General features: G+C 58.5%; 13 protein-coding genes. 6 read left to right on the forward strand and 7 right to left on the reverse strand.

The window, feature by feature from the left end; translation table 11 throughout:
• Positions 1-277 precede the first annotated feature (277 nt).
• Positions 278-4189: an ATP-dependent RNA helicase HrpA gene (gene hrpA / locus ACM6JQ_RS08005; RefSeq protein WP_414893523.1), complete on the reverse strand. Its 3912-nt coding sequence runs from the start codon at positions 4187-4189 to the stop codon at positions 278-280.
• A 270-nt stretch (positions 4190-4459) separates the two neighbouring features.
• Entirely contained in the window at positions 4460-6181 is a 1722-nt protein-coding gene (aceK, locus tag ACM6JQ_RS08010; RefSeq protein ID WP_095113751.1) for a bifunctional isocitrate dehydrogenase kinase/phosphatase, read from the reverse strand.
• Between the two features lie 398 nt (positions 6182-6579).
• On the opposite strand from aceK, the gene ACM6JQ_RS08015 reads away from it, so the two are divergent.
• Together ACM6JQ_RS08015 and ACM6JQ_RS08020 are read left to right on the forward strand one after the other, a co-directional pair.
• Complete coding sequence (locus tag ACM6JQ_RS08015; RefSeq protein WP_414893524.1) at positions 6580-8205, forward strand: methyl-accepting chemotaxis protein; 1626 nt, start codon at positions 6580-6582, stop codon at positions 8203-8205.
• 85 nt (positions 8206-8290) lie between these two features.
• Positions 8291-9199, forward strand: a complete 909-nt coding sequence (locus tag ACM6JQ_RS08020; RefSeq protein ID WP_095113753.1) for a DMT family transporter — start codon at positions 8291-8293, stop codon at positions 9197-9199.
• A gap of 121 nt (positions 9200-9320) precedes the next feature.
• Here the strand turns inward: ACM6JQ_RS08020 and ACM6JQ_RS08025 are convergent, their stop codons facing one another.
• Positions 9321-10184 carry a DMT family transporter gene (locus ACM6JQ_RS08025; RefSeq protein ID WP_414893525.1) on the reverse strand — a complete coding sequence of 288 codons (864 nt, stop codon included), beginning with the start codon at positions 10182-10184 and terminating at the stop codon, positions 9321-9323.
• Positions 10185-10654: 470 nt separating this feature from the next.
• Between ACM6JQ_RS08025 and ACM6JQ_RS08030 the strand changes: the two genes are divergently transcribed.
• Positions 10655-11074 (forward strand): hypothetical protein, encoded by a 420-nt coding sequence (locus tag ACM6JQ_RS08030; RefSeq protein ID WP_238539517.1) that lies wholly within the window; start codon positions 10655-10657, stop codon positions 11072-11074.
• A gap of 45 nt (positions 11075-11119) precedes the next feature.
• Here ACM6JQ_RS08030 and ACM6JQ_RS08035 read toward each other — a convergent pair whose 3' ends face one another.
• On the reverse strand, positions 11120-12058 hold the full coding sequence (locus ACM6JQ_RS08035) for an aspartyl/asparaginyl beta-hydroxylase domain-containing protein (protein ID WP_007911288.1): 939 nt from the start codon (positions 12056-12058) through the stop codon (positions 11120-11122).
• A 184-nt stretch (positions 12059-12242) separates the two neighbouring features.
• Positions 12243-13217 (reverse strand): cysteine synthase A, encoded by a 975-nt coding sequence (gene cysK / locus ACM6JQ_RS08040; RefSeq protein ID WP_007911289.1) that lies wholly within the window; start codon positions 13215-13217, stop codon positions 12243-12245.
• Between the two features lie 127 nt (positions 13218-13344).
• Here cysK and ACM6JQ_RS08045 point away from each other — a divergent pair, with 127 nt between their 5' ends.
• Entirely contained in the window at positions 13345-14421 is a 1077-nt protein-coding gene (locus tag ACM6JQ_RS08045; RefSeq protein ID WP_150692119.1) for a DUF748 domain-containing protein, read from the forward strand.
• On the opposite strand, the gene ACM6JQ_RS08050 is transcribed toward ACM6JQ_RS08045, so the two are convergent.
• Positions 14418-14915, reverse strand: a complete 498-nt coding sequence (locus tag ACM6JQ_RS08050; RefSeq protein WP_414893526.1) for a helix-turn-helix domain-containing protein — start codon at positions 14913-14915, stop codon at positions 14418-14420. The two genes, ACM6JQ_RS08045 and ACM6JQ_RS08050, sit on opposite strands and share 4 nt — an antisense overlap.
• Positions 14903-15133: a DUF4160 domain-containing protein gene (locus ACM6JQ_RS08055; protein ID WP_414893527.1), complete on the reverse strand. Its 231-nt coding sequence runs from the start codon at positions 15131-15133 to the stop codon at positions 14903-14905. Before ACM6JQ_RS08055 ends, ACM6JQ_RS08050 begins: the two co-directional genes overlap by 13 nt.
• A gap of 200 nt (positions 15134-15333) precedes the next feature.
• Here ACM6JQ_RS08055 and ACM6JQ_RS08060 point away from each other — a divergent pair, with 200 nt between their 5' ends.
• Positions 15334-16179 carry an AAA family ATPase gene (locus ACM6JQ_RS08060; RefSeq protein WP_016986801.1) on the forward strand — a complete coding sequence of 282 codons (846 nt, stop codon included), beginning with the start codon at positions 15334-15336 and terminating at the stop codon, positions 16177-16179.
• A gap of 12 nt (positions 16180-16191) precedes the next feature.
• Positions 16192-17370 carry a vWA domain-containing protein gene (locus tag ACM6JQ_RS08065; protein ID WP_007911295.1) on the forward strand — a complete coding sequence of 393 codons (1179 nt, stop codon included), beginning with the start codon at positions 16192-16194 and terminating at the stop codon, positions 17368-17370.
• The last annotated feature ends 29 nt before the right edge of the window (positions 17371-17399 follow it).

Here is a 17399-nt window from a genome sequence, read left to right on the forward strand (position 1 = left end):
TCGTACCAACACACAAAGGGTCTATTCCCATCCGGGGGACGCAAACCTGGCATCGCTTTATTCCATCTCGCACCACGGCCGAAGGCTCTGGGTCGCGAAACCGGCGTTTATGGTCGCGAAGTTTGCCATAAACGCAGACTTTTGGCGCCTTTCTCAAGATCAACACGGATGATCGTTCCCACGCTCCTGCGTGGGAATGCAGCCCGTGACGCTCCGCGTCACTGGACGCGGAGCGTCCCCAGAGGCATTCCCACGCAGAGCGTGGGAACGATCAGCGTTACGGTTCGACCTGGCTCCACTGTTTGTTCAGGCGTTTGTCGGAAATCGGCACTTTGGTGCCCAACTGTTGGGCAAACAGTGAGACCCGGTATTCCTCCAGCCACCAGCGATACAGCTCAAGCTGCGGGTCGCGTTTGCCTTCCTGCGCATGTTTGGCGGCACGGGTCTGGTATTGCGCCCAGAGACCGGCAAGTTCGCCGCTCCAGACACGATCCTTCTGCACCTGCGCGCCGAGTTTTTCGAAACGCTGCTCGACCGCTTTCAGATAACGCGGCAACTCTTTGAGCCACTGCATCGGCGTCTCGCGGACGAAACCCGGATACACCAGATTGTTGATCTGCTGCTTGATGTCATTCAGCGCCACGGCTTGCGCCAGATCGATCTTGCCCTTGAAGCGCTTTTGCAGGCCGTGCCAGAGCTTGAGAATCTCCAGCGTCAACCGGGCCACGCGCTCGGCGTGCTCGGTCCAGTTGCCGCGTTTGCGCTCGGCCAATGCCGCCAACCCGGCGCCATCACGGGGCAACGGGTCTTCGCCTTCAAGAATGCAGCTGTCGAGACTGGCCAGCAGAATGTCTTCAACCAGCGCATCAACGCGGCCCAGCTCGCGATAGAGCAAGCCCAGTTCGGTCTGCCCCGGCAACTTGCCGCGCAAGAATTTGGCCGGCTCCGCCAGTTGTTGCAGCAACAAACGCTGCAAGGCACGACGATGCTGGAACTCGGCTTCAGCCGGGGTGGAGAAGCGCCCTTCCTTGACCGTACCGCCCTCTTCGACCAGCGCCGGATACACCGTCATCGATAGCCCGGCGATCTTCTGTTGAGTCTTTTCCGCCACCGGGGCGAAGACTTTCGCCTCCACCGGTTGCTGGCTTTTCGCGCTCTGCGGCACGGCCAGTGCAGCCTGACTGGCTTCGGCAAACCGCGCAGTCAGCTCGGCCAGGTCGCGACCTTCACCGAGGAATTTGCCCTGACCATCGACGATTTCCAGGTTCATCCGCAGATGCCCTTCGACGCCTTGCTCAGCTTCTGCCCACGCCTCATCGCTGACCCGCGCGCCGGTCATGCGCAGCAATTCGCGGCCCAGCGCTTGCGGCAACGAACCTTCAGCAAAGGTCATGCGTTGCAAGGCAGCCTTGATGAAGTCTGGCACCGGCACGAAGTTCTTGCGCAAGGCTTTGGGCAGGTTGCGCACGAGGGCGATGCACTTGGCTTCGATCAGGCCCGGCACCAGCCACTCCAGGCGTTCCGGCGGCAGCATCGGCAACAGCGGTGCCGGTACGCGCAGGGTCACACCGTCACGCGGGTGATTGGGTTCGAAGTGATAGGTCAGCGCCAACTCCAGATCGCCGATGTGCAACGTATCCGGGTAATCCCGCGCGGTGACTTCACTGGCCTCGCGGGCCAGCACGTCTTCTTCGCGCATGATCAACAGCTGCGGATTCTTCTGGCTGTTGATCCGGTACCAACTGTCGAAGGTCGCGGTCTGGTGAATCTCCGCCGGCAGCCGCGCATCGTAAAACGCATACAAGGTTTCTTCGTCGGCGAGAATGTCGCGGCGACGAGCCTTGGCTTCCAGTTCGTCGAGCTGTTCCAGCAGTTGCTGGTTGGCGGTCAGGCACTTGGCTTTCGACTGAATCTCGCCACGCACCAGACCTTCGCGAATAAACAACTCACGGGAAACCACTGGATCGACCGGGCCGTAATGCACCGGACGGCGGCCGACCACGATCAGCCCGAACAGGGTGATCTGTTCAAACGCCACGACCTGACCGCGCTTCTTCTCCCAGTGCGGTTCGAAATGGTTTTTCTTGATCAAGTGCCCGGCCAGCGGCTCGATCCAGTCGGCGTCGATCTTGGCGACCATGCGCGCGTAGAGTTTGGTGGTTTCCACCAGTTCGGCGGTCATCAGCCATTGCGGACGCTTCTTGCCGATGCCCGACGACGGATGAATCCAGAAACGTCGCTGACGCGCACCGAGGTAGTCGCCGTCTTCGGTTTTCTGGCCGATCTGGCTGAGCAACCCGACCAGCACGGCTTTGTGCAGTTTCGGATAATCCGCCGGCTCTTTATTCAGGCTCAACTGCATGTCGCGGCAGATCAGGCTCAACTGGCGGTGAGAATCACGCCACTCGCGCAGACGCAGGTAGTTGAGGAAATTCTTGCGGCACCAATTGCGCAATGGGCTTGCGGTCAACGCCTGGCGCTGCTCTTCAAAACCACGCCACAGATTCACCAGACCGGCGAAGTCCGAATCGACATCCTTCCACTGTGCGTGAGCCTGATCGGCCGCTTGCTGACGCTCCGGCGGACGCTCGCGCGGATCCTGAATCGACATGGCGCTGGCGACGATCAACACTTCCTGCAGGCTGCCGAGCTTGGCCGCTTCAAGCAACATGCGGCCCATCCGCGGGTCCACCGGCAAGCGTGCCAACTGGCGACCGAGCGGCGTGAGCTGGCTGTTGCGATCGACTGCCGAGAGTTCTTGCAGCAGGTTGAAACCGTCGCTGATCGCCTTGCCATCCGGCGGCTCGATGAACGGGAACGCGGTGATCTCGCCGAGGCGCAGATGCAGCATCTGCAAAATTACAGCGGCGAGGTTGGTGCGCAGAATCTCCGGGTCAGTGAACTCCGGGCGCCCATTAAAATCTTCTTCGCTGTACAACCGAATGCAGATGCCCGGCTCGACCCGGCCGCAGCGACCTTTACGTTGATTGGCGCTGGCCTGGGAAATCGCCTCGATCGGCAAGCGCTGGACTTTGGCGCGATAGCTGTAGCGGCTGATGCGCGCGGTGCCGCTGTCGATCACGTAGCGGATGCCCGGCACGGTCAGCGAAGTCTCGGCAACGTTGGTCGCCAGCACCACGCGACGGCCCGGGTGCGACTGGAAAATCCGCTGCTGTTCGGCCGGCGACAGGCGCGCGTACAACGGCAGAATTTCAGTGTGTTTGATTTGCGCTTTGCGCAGCATGTCGGCGGCGTCACGAATCTCGCGCTCGCCGGGCAAGAACACCAGCACATCACCGGGACTGCGACGCTCGCTGCGCTCGTAAGCGGCGATTTCGTCGAGGGTCGCGAGGATCGCCTGATCCACCGTCAGGTCATCCTCGACGCGGTTGCCCTCCTCGTCCTGCTCCAGCGTCAGCGGGCGATACCAAGTGTCTACCGGGAAGGTACGACCCGACACTTCAACAATCGGCGCATCATCGAAGTGCTTGGAGAAACGCTCCAGATCGATGGTCGCCGAAGTGATGATGACTTTCAGATCCGGGCGACGCGGCAGCAGGGTTTTCAGATAACCGAGCAGGAAATCGATGTTGAGGCTGCGTTCGTGGGCTTCGTCGACGATGATCGTGTCGTAGCGTTCGAGGTAGCGGTCGTTCTGGGTTTCCGCGAGCAGGATGCCGTCGGTCATCAGCTTGATCAGGGTGTTGGAATCGCTTTGATCCTCGAACCGCACCTGATAGCCGACCAGCGCACCGAGCGGCGTGCCGAGTTCTTCGGCGACGCGGCTGGCGACGCTGCGAGCAGCGATTCGGCGCGGTTGGGTGTGGCCGATCAGACCGTGCTGACCGCGACCGATTTCCAGGCAGATTTTCGGCAACTGGGTGGTTTTGCCCGAGCCGGTTTCGCCGGCGATGATCAACACCTGATGCTTTTCCAGCGCCTTCTTGATCTCGTCGCGCTTGGCCGCAATCGGCAGACTGTCGTCATAACGAATCACCGGCAGGCTGGCCTTGCGCGCCAGCACCTGATCACAGGACGCCTGCATGCGCGTCACCCACTGGGCCAGTTTGTCCTCGTCAGGCTTCTTGCGCAGCTCAAGCAACTGCCGCCGCAGCCGGTGACGGTCGGCAAGCATGGCGTGATCGAGGTTTTTCAGCAGTTTGTCGATGGAGGGCGATTCGTCGGTCATCGGGTAGGCAATTCGGTCGTCTATATGTGCAGGGGGCGGATTGTCGCAGATTTGGCGGATTTGTGGCGTGTCAGGGGGATTGCGGCCCTCACCCTAGCCCTCTCCCTGAGGGAGAGGGGACCAATTGGGGGATGCTTCAAAGGTACATCGACCTGAAAGAGCTTTGCCGAACCCATAATCGCCAAAATCTTTCAGGTCAATGTTTGGCGCAAGACAACTCGGTCGGCTCCCTCTCCCTCTGGGAGAGGGTTGGGGTGAGGGTTTCAGGGCTTACTCGTTATCCAAGCCTCTGCGGCGATACGGAAAAACATCAATAACCTTCCCCGCCCGAATCGCCTCCTGCAAACTCTTCCAGTAATCAGCGTTATACAACTCGCCATGCAACTGATCGAACAACTTGCGCTGCCCCGAATCAGCAAACAGAAACGGCGGAAATTCCTCGGGAAACACATCCAGCGGCCCGATCGAATACCACGGTTCGGAGGCCATCTCATCTTCGGGCGTGCGCGGCGCAGGAATGTGACGGAAGTTGGCCTCGGTCAGAAAGCAGATCTCGTCGTAGTCATAAAACACCACACGGCCGTGCCGGGTGACGCCAAAGTTCTTCAGCAGCATGTCACCGGGAAAGATATTCGCCGCCGCCAGTTGCTTGATCGCCAGGCCGTAATCCTCCAGCGCCTCGCGCACCTGCGCGTCATTGGCGTTCTCCAGATACAGATTGAGCGGGGTCATTCGCCGCTCGGTCCAGCAGTGGCGGATCAACACGGTGTCGCCTTCGACTGAAACCGTCGACGGCGCCACTTCCAACAATTCCTCAAGACAGGCCGGATCAAACTTGCTCAGCGGAAAACGGAAGTCGGCGAACTCCTGGGTATCGGCCATGCGCCCTACCCGGTCGACACTTTTCACCAATCGGTACTTCTCGATCACCGTGGCGCGATCGACGTTTTTCGACGGCGAAAAACGGTCCTTGATGATCTTGAACACGGTGTTGAAGCCCGGCAGGGTGAACACGCTCATGACCATGCCGCGCACACCCGGCGCCATGATGAACTGGTCGTCGGTGTTGGCCAGATGGTTGATCAGCGCGCGGTAAAACTCGGATTTGCCGTGCTTGTAGAAACCGATCGAGGTGTACAACTCGGCAATGTGCTTGCCCGGCAAAATGCGCCGCAGGAAGCCGATAAACTCCGCCGGCACCGGTACGTCGACCATGAAATACGAACGGGTGAACGAGAAGATGATCGACACGTCAGCTTCGTCGGTGATCAGCGCGTCGATCTGAATCCCGCGCCCTTCGCGGTGCAACAGCGGGATCACCAGCGGCCATTGCTCGTCGCGGGTGTAGATGCGCCCGACCAGATACGCGCCCTTGTTACGGTACAGCACCGAGGAAAACAGCTCGACGCTGAGTTCCGGGTCCTTGCACACCCAGTCCGGCAGGTTCTCGCGCAGTTGCGCTTCGAGCCGGCGCAGGTCACCCGGCAAATCGGCGTAGTCCTCGCTGAAACGGTAGTCGGCAAAAATGCTCGCGAGCATCCCCGACAGTTGTCCCTGCGGCTTGTATGTGCGGGTTTGCGCAGCGCGGGCGCGGCGCAGGCTCGGGCGCGTGGTGTGGATGAACATGCAGCCGTCGCTGATCAGGTCATGGCTGAACAGCCCGCAGAAAATCGAGTTGTACCAGGTCTCGGACAGCTCATCGTCGAAGCGCAGGTCGATGACGCTGATGTAGGCGCTTTTCACCAGCGGCCAGCAACTGACATTCATCAGCGTTTCATCGTCGAAGTACTCGCGCAGGCGGGCGATGGTTTCGCCGACCTTTTCTTCGTAAAGGTTGATCCGTGCTGCCGACGCCGTTTGCGTCTCCTGCCAGCGCGCCTGCTCGAAGCGCTCCCGGGCACCGTCGGTGATGCGCCGGAAATGCTCGCGGTAATCGTCAAAGCCATCGAGGATCATGCGGGCGATGTCGGTGGCTGGCCATTGCTGCGGCATAGATAAGACCTCGGCGTGCATTGGGAAATCTGTGCCTGAGCTTAGCCACGGATACGCGCGCAGGTGAAGTGCAATTTCTGCCAAATCTGCGTCAGGGTTGTACAGCGACACAGTTTTTAGCAAAGTTTTTTAAATCGACCGTTCGGTCAGTTAATCACCTTACCGGTCTTTCTGGCCGTCCTGCGCCAGCCCGCGAATTCTCTGGGCTTCGGATCCAATACTGATCAGGCGCGTCTAGTTCATGGCTTTGCTGCCAATGCACTTACCGTCAGTGCCGATTCCAGATTGGTCTTACCAAAATAGTGGCACTTTGATATACAGCCCGCCATTACCCGCCTCATAACAAGATCCTCGCCGACGAGGACGACCTCTCCCCTCAAAGATCAAGGAGCACACTGATGTCTATCCGGAATCTGCGCATAGGTTTGCGCGCCAGTTTGAGCTTTGCCGTTTTGGCCGCTCTGCTGGTGGTGGTCGGCCTGTTCGGGCTGGGCCAGATGAAAACCCTGCGCGAAAGTGCAGCGGTGATCGAAGAGTCATGGATGCCGAGTATCGAAAGCATTCATGACGCGGCGGCGAATATCGCCAGCATCCGTCTTGAATCCTTGCGCCTGATCACCAGCACCCAGTCTGCTGTGCGCGACAGAAGCAAAGGCATCATCAAGGCGCAGCGCGAAGAACTGCTCAAGCGCCTCGCCGATCACAAAGCCCTGCTCACCAGCGAAGAAGAACGGCTGATGCTCGATGGCTTGAATGCCAACACCGCCAAGTACATGAGCATTCTCGAACAGATCATCGGCCAGATCGACGCCGGGCAAAGTGAACAGGCCTACACGCGGCTTAACAATGAACTGGCGCCGCAGGGAACGCTGCTCGACAAAACCCTTGAGCAGATGATCGCGTTCAATCAGCAAGGTGCCGACGCCGCCGCCGATGCCGCCGCAGCGATGTACCAACGGGCATTGTGGATCGTCGCCTCGATCATCGTGATTGCCCTGATTGCCACGCTGCTGTTGGCCTGGCAGTTGACGCGCAGCATCACCACCCCGATCAATCAGGCACTGGGTGTAGCGCGACGCATTGCTGCCGGTGATCTCAGCGGCCAGATCGTCAGCACTGGTAAAGATGAGGCTGCGCACCTGCTCGACGCCTTGGCCGAGATGCAGGGCAATTTGCGCTCGACCATTCGAGGAATCAGCGAATCGGCACAGCAACTGGCTTCCGCTGCCGAGGAAATGAGTTCGGTGATGGAGCAAAGCACCCGCGGCCTGCAACAACAGAACGATCAGATTGAACAAGCCGCTACAGCAGTCACCGAGATGAGCACGGCGGTGGATGAGGTCGCGGCCAATGCGGTGTCCAGCGCCGAAGCGTCCGCTGCATCCAACGAAGACAGCAAGCACGGTCATGTACAGGTCAGCGAAACCATCAGTTCGATTCAGGAGCTGGTCGATGCGGTACTCGGTGCTTCCGAACAAGCCGAGGGCCTGGCCACTCAGGCACAGGACATCAGCAAAGTGCTGGAGGTGATTCGCGGGATTGCCGGGCAGACCAACTTGTTGGCGCTCAATGCGGCGATCGAAGCGGCGCGCGCCGGTGAAGCCGGGCGCGGTTTTGCCGTGGTCGCCGACGAAGTGCGTTCGCTGGCACAACGCACGCAGAATTCCACCGAAGAAATCGAGCTGATGATCAGCAGCATCCAGCAAGGCACAGGGGCAACAGTGGGCGCGTTGCAGAGCAGTGCCGAGCAGGCTGGTCAGACGTTGCGCCGAGCCAACAGCGCGGGTCAGGCGCTGGAGAAAATCACCGCGTCGATCTCGCAGATCAACCAGCGCAACCTGGTGATCGCCAGCGCGGCCGAGCAGCAGGCTTTGGTGGCGCGTGAGGTCGATCAGAATCTGGTGACCATCCGTGACCTCTCCACGCAAACCGCCGCCGGGGCGACTCAGACCTCGGCGGCGAGCCAGGAGTTGTCGCGTCTGGCGGTCGATCTCAACGGTCTGGTGACACGCTTTGTGATCTGAGCGCAAAGTTGAATGCCCGAATAGCGGTTGCCATCGTCAGGGCGCTCGGCAACACTCTCGTCCCGATCAAGGAAGGAGACCCGCCGTGAGCCCTGTCGATATTTTCCGTATGTTGTCGCTGGCGGCCATCTGGGGCGCGAGTTTTCTGTTCATGCGCATTATTGCGCCGGTGATTGGCACGATCCCGACCGGTTTTTTTCGCGTGTCGATTGCGGCCGTTGGCCTGCTGGTGATCCTCGGGCTGATGCGCGTGCGCTGGGATTTCAAAGGCAAATTGAAAACCGTGATGCTGCTGGGCGTGATCAATTCGGGGATTCCGGCGACGCTGTATTCCGTTGCGGCTCAGGTGTTGCCAGCCGGCTACTCGGCGATTTTCAATGCCACCACGCCGTTGATGGGCGTGCTGATTGGCGGGTTGTTCTTCAGTGAAAAACTCACTGCTGCCAAGTTGGGTGGGGTGTTCCTCGGCCTGTTCGGTGTTGGCGTGCTGACCCGCGCCGGCCCCGTGGCGTTCGACTTGCAGTTGTTGATGGGCGCCGTCGCCTGCCTGCTCGCGACCACTTGCTATGGCTTCGCCGGTTTCCTCGCGCGGCGTTGGCTGGATCAGGCCGGTGGACTGGACAGCCGATTGTCGGCGCTGGGCAGCATGCTCGGTGCGACGTTGTTCCTGTTGCCGCTGTTCGGCTATAGCGTAATCACTGCACCGCCAGTCAGCTGGGGCGGCTGGAATGTCTGGCTGTCGCTGTTGGGCCTGGGGTTGGGCTGTACGGCGTTTGCCTACATCATTTATTTCCGCCTGCTCAGTTCGATCGGTCCGGTGAAGTCGATGACCGTGACCTTCATGATTCCGCCGTTCGGGGTTTTGTGGGGGGCGTTGTTGCTGGATGAGCCGTTGTCGATGGCGCACATTTATGGCGGGGTGTTGATTGCCTTGGCGTTGTGGCTGGTGTTGAAGCCGGCGGTGGTGAAGCCGGCTGAGGTGCCGGCCCGATAAATTTGTACTGTTGCCGAAAAGGCAATCGCGAGCAGGCTCACTCCTACAATTGGAATGCGTTCCCCTGTAGGAGTGAGCCTGCTCGCGATCGATGGCCTAAAAGCCGCCACCTGACGACCTGTTACCCCCTTTTACGGAAGACAAACGCCAGACCGACAATGATCAACAGCATACCCAGCACGCTCAATGCCGCCAGGCGATTGCCGAAAATCAAGTAGTCCATCACTGCCGTCACCGCCGGCACCAGATAGAACAGACTGGTGACATTCACCAGATTGCCTCGCGCGATCAATCGATACAGCAACAGCGTCGCCAGCACCGAGACCACCAGCCCCATCCACAAAACAGGTACGATAAAGCCTGTGCTGTGTTCAAAGTGGAACGGCTGAAACGGCACGAAGATCCCGCACAACAACAGCCCGGCCAGATATTGCACCGGCAGCGTGCCGAGGGGATTGTCGGTGATGCGCTTCTGCATGATCGAGCCCAGCGTCATGCTCGCCAGCGCCAGCAGACCAAACAGCATCCCCGCCCAGGACATCCCGGCCAGACCGATGCCTTGGTAAACCACCATGATCAGCCCCGCCAGCCCCAACGCCAGACCAAACATCCGGCTCGCCGAGCGCTGCCGCTCCATCAATACCACCGTGAGAATCGGCTGCACGCCCATGATGGTCGCCATCACCCCCGGGGTGACTTTGGTGTTGAGCGCCAGCAGATAGAAAATCTGATAAGCCCCCAACAACACCACGCCGGTGGCGATCGCAAACAGCATCGGCCGTCGACCCTTGGGCAACTTCAGTTCGAGCAGCGGCGCCAGCAGCACCAGCCCGCACAAGGCAATCACAAAGCGAATCAGCAGAAAGGCAAACGGCGAAGCATGGGCCAGGCCCCATTTGGAGAAGATCGCACCGCTGCTCCACAGCAGGACGAACAGGCTCGTGGACGCGGCCGCGAGCGCGGATTTTTTCGACAGGACAAACATGAATACCACCTGTAGTCAGGCAAATAGCCAACTCAGCCGAAGCTGAAATTCAGTAGGTTTTTCTGGCGGGCGCAGGGGTCAGCAAAAACTGCCGATCAGCCCGAAACGCCAACGCCCGGCGGTGATACGACTGCGCACACCGGCGTGCTACTGACAGGTGGAGGGTAATGACTGATCTGCTGGGGCTGCTGATTCCCGCACGGCACGACGCCAGCGTTGACCGCTGAATCGACTACCGCGTTGATGAGGGATGCAGGCATAGGGGCAGATCTTTTTTGAAAGGCTGGAAGGTGAACCATGGGGCTCACGAGCGCCGACTATAACCAGCGGGCGACATCGATTGCAATGATTTGGGCAAAGGGCCGGCAGGGACAGTTGGCCGCAAGGTGAATAGGCTGGATCGCAATTGCGACACCCCACCATTGAGGACAAGGAATGCACGGGATCACATGCCAAGGGAACGGACGTATTTGCGCTACCAAGTGTATAAATCACAGGCCAGAAAACAGGCTGGGGTTACTTTCGCAAAGCTGCACAAAGACTTGTTGCAGCAAGGGATAGTGGATGTTGATCACTCCAGAGTTCGTTTCGAAGCAATCGATGCTCAAGCGCTGAGTGCCTATGAAGAATGGTTTGATCCTCATTTCTCTTGGCGAGATGTTGTCAGGTGGAAGGCCAAAGAACCCCTTAGCTTCAACGCCGGAGGCACCATGAAGGCTGCCGTTGAAAAAAAGGCGCCAGGCGCCAGACCGATAAAAGCTGATAGAAAACGCTCTTCTGGAAAGTTGTCTGAACAGGAGTTGCATCGAATCAGAGAAGCATTGGTGAATCCAGCCGCGGAAGAGCCAGGAGGCGTCCTCGCTGGCGCTTCGTTCACCTTCTCTTCATAAAAAAACCGCTCACAAGGAGCGGTTTTTTTATTACAACATCCAGCCTCAACCAAACAGCCAATACCCCAACAACGTCAACACCACCACCGCCAGCACCGGTCGCATCACGCGGTAGGCCTTCGGATGACGGCGTTTCCACTGTTTGACCACTCCACTGAACTTGTCGCTGAAGTTCTTGCTCCAGGCGTAAGCCTGGTTGATCCCGCCGACGCGCTCGTCGTCAAGGTTCTGCGGTGCGGTGGCGCGGCCGAGCCAGGCGCTGATCGAGCGGTTGATGCGGGTCATGAGGCGGTTGCTCAGCGGACGCTCGACGTCGCAGAACAGGATCACGCGAGTTTGTTCGGTTTCGTTCTTGACCCAGTGCACGTAAGTTTCGTCGAACATCACGTCTTCGCCGTCACGCCAGGCGTAAACCTGACCATCGACGAAAATCCGGCAATCGTCGGAGTTCGGCGTCGACAAGCCGAGGTGATAACGCAGGGAGCCGGCGAACGGATCGCGATGCGGGTTCAAGTGGCTGCCACCCGGCAACAACGCAAACATCGCACCTTTTACGTTGGGAATCGCACTGACCAGTGCCACGGTCTTCGGGCACAGGGTTTCAGCCGACGGCAGCGGTTTGTCATACCACTTGAGGTAGAAACGCTTCCAGCCCTTCTTGAAGAATGAGCCGAAACCGGCGTCGTTGTTCTTTTCCGCCGCGCGAATATAGCCTTCATCGAACAGATGCATGGCCTCGTCGCGAATGGTTTCCCAGTTGTCGCGTAGTACGTCCAGTTCCGGGAATTTGCTGCGATCCAGATACGGCTTGGACGGCACGCCGGAGAACAGGTACATCAAGGCATTGTACGGAGCGAACAGTGCCGAGTGGTTGACGAACTGGCGCAGAACCGGCAAACGCGCCTTGCCGCGCAAATGCACATAGAGGATGCTGCCCACAAACAGCAGCAGCACCGACACCTTGGCGGCTAACGAAAAGCTCATCAACGACTCCTTGAATAAAGACAACGCTGCGCAATGCCCTTTACCCGACATGGCAGCCGGCCATGATAAACACTACCGGCTTCGGACAAAACCCGCCTTACACAAGATTCAGTGTTAAGCATTGCGCAACAAAGCATTTATTAGCATAACGATCCTGAACCCCGGCTGACCTGAATCAACTGGATTACTGCTGAGTCTCCTGCTCAGTGAACAGATCGCTGAACAACATGCTCGACAGATAACGCTCACCCGAGTCCGGCAGAATCACCACGATAGTCTTGCCCTGCATCTCCGGCGTCTCCGCCAGACGCACTGCTACCGCCATCGCTGCACCGCAGGAGATGCCGCACAAAATCCCCTCTTCCTGCATCAAGCGCAGGGCCATCGCCTTGGACTCTTCGTCGGTGACCTGCTCAACCCGGTCGACCATCGACAGATCGAGGTTCTTTGGCACAAAACCGGCGCCGATCCCTTGAATCTTGTGCGGGCTCGGTTTGATTTCTTCACCCGCCAGCGCCTGGGTGATCACTGGCGATGACATCGGCTCCACCGCCACCGACAGAATCGGTTTGCCCTGGGTATTCTTGATATACCGCGAAACGCCCGTGATGGTTCCGCCCGTGCCAACCCCAGCCACCAGTACATCCACCGCACCATCGGTGTCGTTCCAGATTTCCGGACCGGTAGTTTTTTCGTGAATCGCCGGGTTTGCCGGGTTATCGAACTGCGCCGGCATGAAATATTTGTCGGCATCGCTGGCAACGATCTCGGCAGCCTTTTCGATGGCGCCTTTCATGCCCTTGGCTGGCTCGGTCAACACCAGCTCGGCGCCCAGAGCCTTGAGGACTTTACGGCGTTCGATGCTCATCGAAGCCGGCATGGTCAGCATCAACTTGTAACCACGGGCAGCGGCAACAAACGCCAGACCGATCCCGGTGTTACCCGACGTCGGCTCGACAATGGTCATGCCCGGCTTGAGTTTGCCGCTGCTTTCGGCGTCCCAGATCATGTTGGCGCCGATCCGGCACTTGACCGAATAACCGGGGTTGCGCCCCTCGATCTTGGCCAGAATGGTCACGCCACGCGGCGCGATGCGGTTGATCTGCACCAGCGGCGTATTACCGATGGAATGGGCGTTGTCAGCGAAAATACGGCTCATGGCTGGGTCCTTATGCAGCATTGAATTCAGCCTTCAAAGGTATGCCTGTTGCCCATCACAGTCCAGTCGGGTCGAACGTCTGCGCAACGTAACAGTCAATCGCTTACATCGTCAGGAAATTGCCGTCATGAAGCGTCGCTACAGTTGGCCATTAGGGATTTTCGCCGTCGTCGTTGTGCTGCTGATCGCGCTGCACATCGCCCTGCCCTACATGGTGCGCGACTACCTGAACGGCAAACTGGCGGACATGGGTGACTATCGGGGCCAGATCACTGATGTCGACTTGGCCCTATGGCGCGGCGCCTACAAGATCAATGGGCTGAAGATCGTCAAGGTCGACGGCAAGGTACCGGTACCGTTCGTCAACGCACCGCTGATCGATCTGGCAGTCAGCTGGCATTCGCTGTGGTACGACCATGCCGTCGTGGCGCAGGTGAGATTCGTAAATCCTGAAGTCAATTTCGTCGATGGTGGCGCTAACAAACAGAACTCACAAACAGGTCAAGGCACCGACTGGCGCGCGCAACTGGGCAAATTGCTGCCGATCACTCTCGACGAAGTACAGATTCAGGACGGCAAGATCAGTTTCCGCAACTTCAATTCAAAACCTCCAGTGAACATGAACGCGACCAATGTCGACGCGAGCATCTACAACCTGACCAACGTGGTCGACAAACAGGGCAAACGCGACGCCCGCTTCGAAGGCAAAGCCCTGCTGCTGGGTCATGCACCGCTGGAAACCACCGCAACGTTCGACCCTCTGAGCAATTTCGAAGACTTCGAGTTCCGCCTGCGCGCCAAAGACATTGAACTCAAGCGCATGAACGACTTCGCATCGGCCTACGGCAAGTTCGACTTCAACGCCGGCCACGGTGATGTGGTGATCGAAGCCCAAGCCAAAAAAGCCCAGGTCAACGGCTACATCAAACCCCTGCTGCGTGACGTCGAAGTGTTCAACTGGCAGCAGGACGTGGAAAACAAGAACAAGAGCATCTTCCGCTCAGTCTGGGAGGCTTTGGTCGGTGGTACTGAAACCGTGCTGAAGAATCAGGCGAAAAACCAGTTCGCCACCAAGGTCGAACTCAGCGGCAACGTGCATCAGCAAAACATCAGCGCGTTCGAAGCATTTTTGCAGATTTTGCGCAATGGTTTCGTACAGGCATTCAATGCCCGGTATGAGCGGCCGAAGCCAGATGCGGGTTAGGTTTTGCGGTTAACGATGTAGCGACCAGACTCCTCTGCGGCCAGTGTTGAGCTTTGTTGCAGTGAATCCCAGCCCAGACAAGCCAGCGCCAATGAACGCGGGACTGCCTCGCGACCATTACTGTAGCGACTGATGCTGCGAGCACTGACACCCAGTGCCTCGGCAGCCTGATTAAGAGACAGCCCGGTTCGGGCTCGCCAGTTGATGAAGATTCGCGTGTTCTCATCGGCTGCGTTCTGAGCCAGCGCATCCATATAAAGCGTGTCTGCGCCAATCTGTATATCAGGTTCAAGCCATTCGACAGTCCAGCCGTAGTCGTCCATTGTCGCAGTGGCAAACACTTCGGGATCGAGCAAAGGTTGCAGACCTGCATAAGCGTGAATATCCCCGCCGAGATCAAGTGTCAGTTCCTGTCCATCAATAAAGGTCAGTGCCAATCGAAAATCTGACAGTGCCTGCACTGCTGACAGGCGAGGTCTTTTCATGGGTAACATCGTTTCCAGTCCTCCAACAGTTGCACCTGATGAGTCGCAACCCACGCCAGCGCTTCCTTGATAATCAGTGGCGGCGCCTTGCCCGTCATGACCTCAACGGTTTCAAGGCTCGGCATCACTTCCACACCGCCACCGATGAGGTGAACATGGGGCGGCGGGTGATCCTTCTCGCGCAACTGAATGCGGTATTTGTCGCGAAATCGGTATTTAGTCGTCATGCCCGAGAGGCTATCGCCAAATCGGCGATACCTGAATACTGGCCATCGGCCGAGACTGAGTCAACATGTGACGCCCCATTCAGAGACTGAATAAGCCGTCTGCGTTCACAGTCGACCGGGCTGCGCGTTATAGTCGGGCATCCGATTATTTCGCCCCCGCCCTGCCCGTCAGGTCGGCGTTACCGTTCGAGGATTAGCAGATGAAGTTCGAAGGCACCCAGGCCTACGTCGCCACCGATGACCTGAAGCTGGCGGTCAACGCCGCCATCACCCTGGAGCGGCCGCTGCTGGTCAAGGGCGAACCGGGCACCGGCAAGACCATGCTCGCCGAGCAATTGGCCGAATCGTTCAATGCCAAGCTGATCACCTGGCACATCAAGTCCACCACCAAGGCCCATCAGGGTCTGTACGAGTACGATGCGGTCAGCCGTCTGCGCGACTCGCAACTGGGCAATGAGAAAGTCCACGATGTGCGCAACTACCTGAAGAAGGGCAAGCTCTGGGAGGCTTTCGAGTCCGAAGAGCGGGTCATTTTGCTGATCGACGAAATCGACAAGGCCGACATCGAGTTCCCCAACGACTTGCTGCAAGAACTCGACAAGATGGAGTTCTACGTTTACGAGATCGACGAAACCATCAAGGCGAAGAAGCGCCCGATCATCATCATTACCTCCAACAACGAAAAAGAGCTGCCGGACGCTTTCCTGCGCCGCTGCTTCTTCCACTACATCGCCTTCCCCGACCGCACGACCCTGCAGAAAATCGTCGACGTGCACTATCCCGACATCAAGAAGGATCTGGTCAGCGAAGCGCTGGACGTGTTCTTTGACGTACGCAAGGTGCCGGGTCTGAAGAAGAAGCCATCGACCTCGGAACTGGTCGACTGGCTGAAGCTGCTGATGGCCGACAACATCGGCGAAGCGGTATTGCGCGAACGCGATCCGACCAAAGCGATCCCGCCACTCGCCGGTGCCTTGGTGAAGAACGAACAGGACGTGCAACTGCTTGAGCGCCTGGCGTTCATGAGCCGTCGCGGCACCCGCTAAGAGGCTGTCGCCATGTTGCTCAACCTGTTCAATGAAATGCGTGCAGCCAAGGTGCCGGTGTCGGTGCGTGAGCTGCTCGACCTGATCAACGCGCTGAAACAGCGCGTGACCTTCGCCGACATGGACGAGTTTTATTACTTGTCGCGGGCGATTCTGGTGAAGGACGAACGCCATTTCGACAAGTTCGACCGCGCGTTCGGCGCCTACTTCAATGGCCTCGAAAAGCTCGATGATCACTTGCAGGCGCTGATTCCCGAAGACTGGCTGCGCAAGGAATTCGAGCGTTCGCTGAGTGACGAGGAGCGCGCGCAGATCCAGTCCCTTGGCGGCCTCGACAAGCTGATCGAAGAGTTCAAGAAGCGTCTGGAGGAACAGAAGGAACGCCACGCCGGCGGCAACAAGTGGATCGGCACCGGCGGCACCAGTCCGTTCGGTTCCGGCGGTTTCAACCCGGAAGGCATTCGGGTCGGCGATGCCGGCAAGCGCCAGGGCAAAGCGGTGAAAGTGTGGGATCAGCGTGAGTACAAGAACCTCGATGATTCGGTGGAACTGGGCACGCGCAACATCAAGGTTGCCCTGCGCCGCTTGCGTAAATTCGCCCGTCAGGGCGCAGCGGAAGAACTCGATATCGATGGCACCATCGACCACACCGCCAAGGACGCCGGTCTGCTGAACATCCAGATGCGCCCTGAACGCCGCAACACGGTGAAGCTGTTGTTGCTGTTCGACATCGGCGGTTCGATGGACGCCCACGTGAAGATTTGTGAGGAACTGTTCTCGGCCTGCAAGACCGAGTTCAAGCATCTGGAGTACTTCTACTTCCACAACTTCGTTTATGAATCGGTGTGGAAGAACAATATGCGCCGCACCTCGGAACGCACTTCGACCCAGGACCTGCTGCACAAGTACGGCGCCGACTACAAAGTGATCTTCATCGGTGACGCCGCCATGGCGCCGTATGAAATCACCCAGGCCGGCGGCAGTGTCGAGCACTGGAACGAAGAGCCGGGTTACGTGTGGATGCAGCGCTTCATGGAGAAGTACAAGAAACTCATCTGGATCAATCCGTATCCGAAAGACACCTGGGGCTATACCTCGTCGACCAATATCGTGCGCGATCTGATCGAGGATCAGATGTATCCGTTGACGTTGCGCGGGCTTGAGGAAGGGATGCGGTTTTTGTCCAAGTAAGATTGCGAAGGTAAATACTGAAAGGCAGA

Origin of the sequence: Pseudomonas sp. IT-232MI5, assembly GCF_949767845.1 — a bacterium.
GTDB lineage: Bacteria > Pseudomonadota > Gammaproteobacteria > Pseudomonadales > Pseudomonadaceae > Aquipseudomonas.

Bases quoted from the DNA above. Each gene is read 5' to 3' on its own strand.
- ACM6JQ_RS08035 (WP_007911288.1), bottom strand. From the start codon at position 12,058: ATGAGCTTTTCGTTAGCCGCCAAGGTGTCGGTGCTGCTGCTGTTTGTG.
- aceK (WP_095113751.1), bottom strand. From the start codon at position 6,181: ATGCCGCAGCAATGGCCAGCCACCGACATCGCCCGCATGATCCTCGAT.
- cysK (WP_007911289.1), bottom strand. From the start codon at position 13,217: ATGAGCCGTATTTTCGCTGACAACGCCCATTCCATCGGTAATACGCCG.
- ACM6JQ_RS08065 (WP_007911295.1), top strand. From the start codon at position 16,192: ATGTTGCTCAACCTGTTCAATGAAATGCGTGCAGCCAAGGTGCCGGTG.
- ACM6JQ_RS08045 (WP_150692119.1), top strand. From the start codon at position 13,345: ATGAAGCGTCGCTACAGTTGGCCATTAGGGATTTTCGCCGTCGTCGTT.
- ACM6JQ_RS08050 (WP_414893526.1), bottom strand. From the start codon at position 14,915: ATGTTACCCATGAAAAGACCTCGCCTGTCAGCAGTGCAGGCACTGTCA.
- ACM6JQ_RS08025 (WP_414893525.1), bottom strand. From the start codon at position 10,184: ATGTTTGTCCTGTCGAAAAAATCCGCGCTCGCGGCCGCGTCCACGAGC.
- ACM6JQ_RS08015 (WP_414893524.1), top strand. From the start codon at position 6,580: ATGTCTATCCGGAATCTGCGCATAGGTTTGCGCGCCAGTTTGAGCTTT.
- ACM6JQ_RS08060 (WP_016986801.1), top strand. From the start codon at position 15,334: ATGAAGTTCGAAGGCACCCAGGCCTACGTCGCCACCGATGACCTGAAG.
- hrpA (WP_414893523.1), bottom strand. From the start codon at position 4,189: ATGACCGACGAATCGCCCTCCATCGACAAACTGCTGAAAAACCTCGAT.
- ACM6JQ_RS08055 (WP_414893527.1), bottom strand. From the start codon at position 15,133: ATGACGACTAAATACCGATTTCGCGACAAATACCGCATTCAGTTGCGC.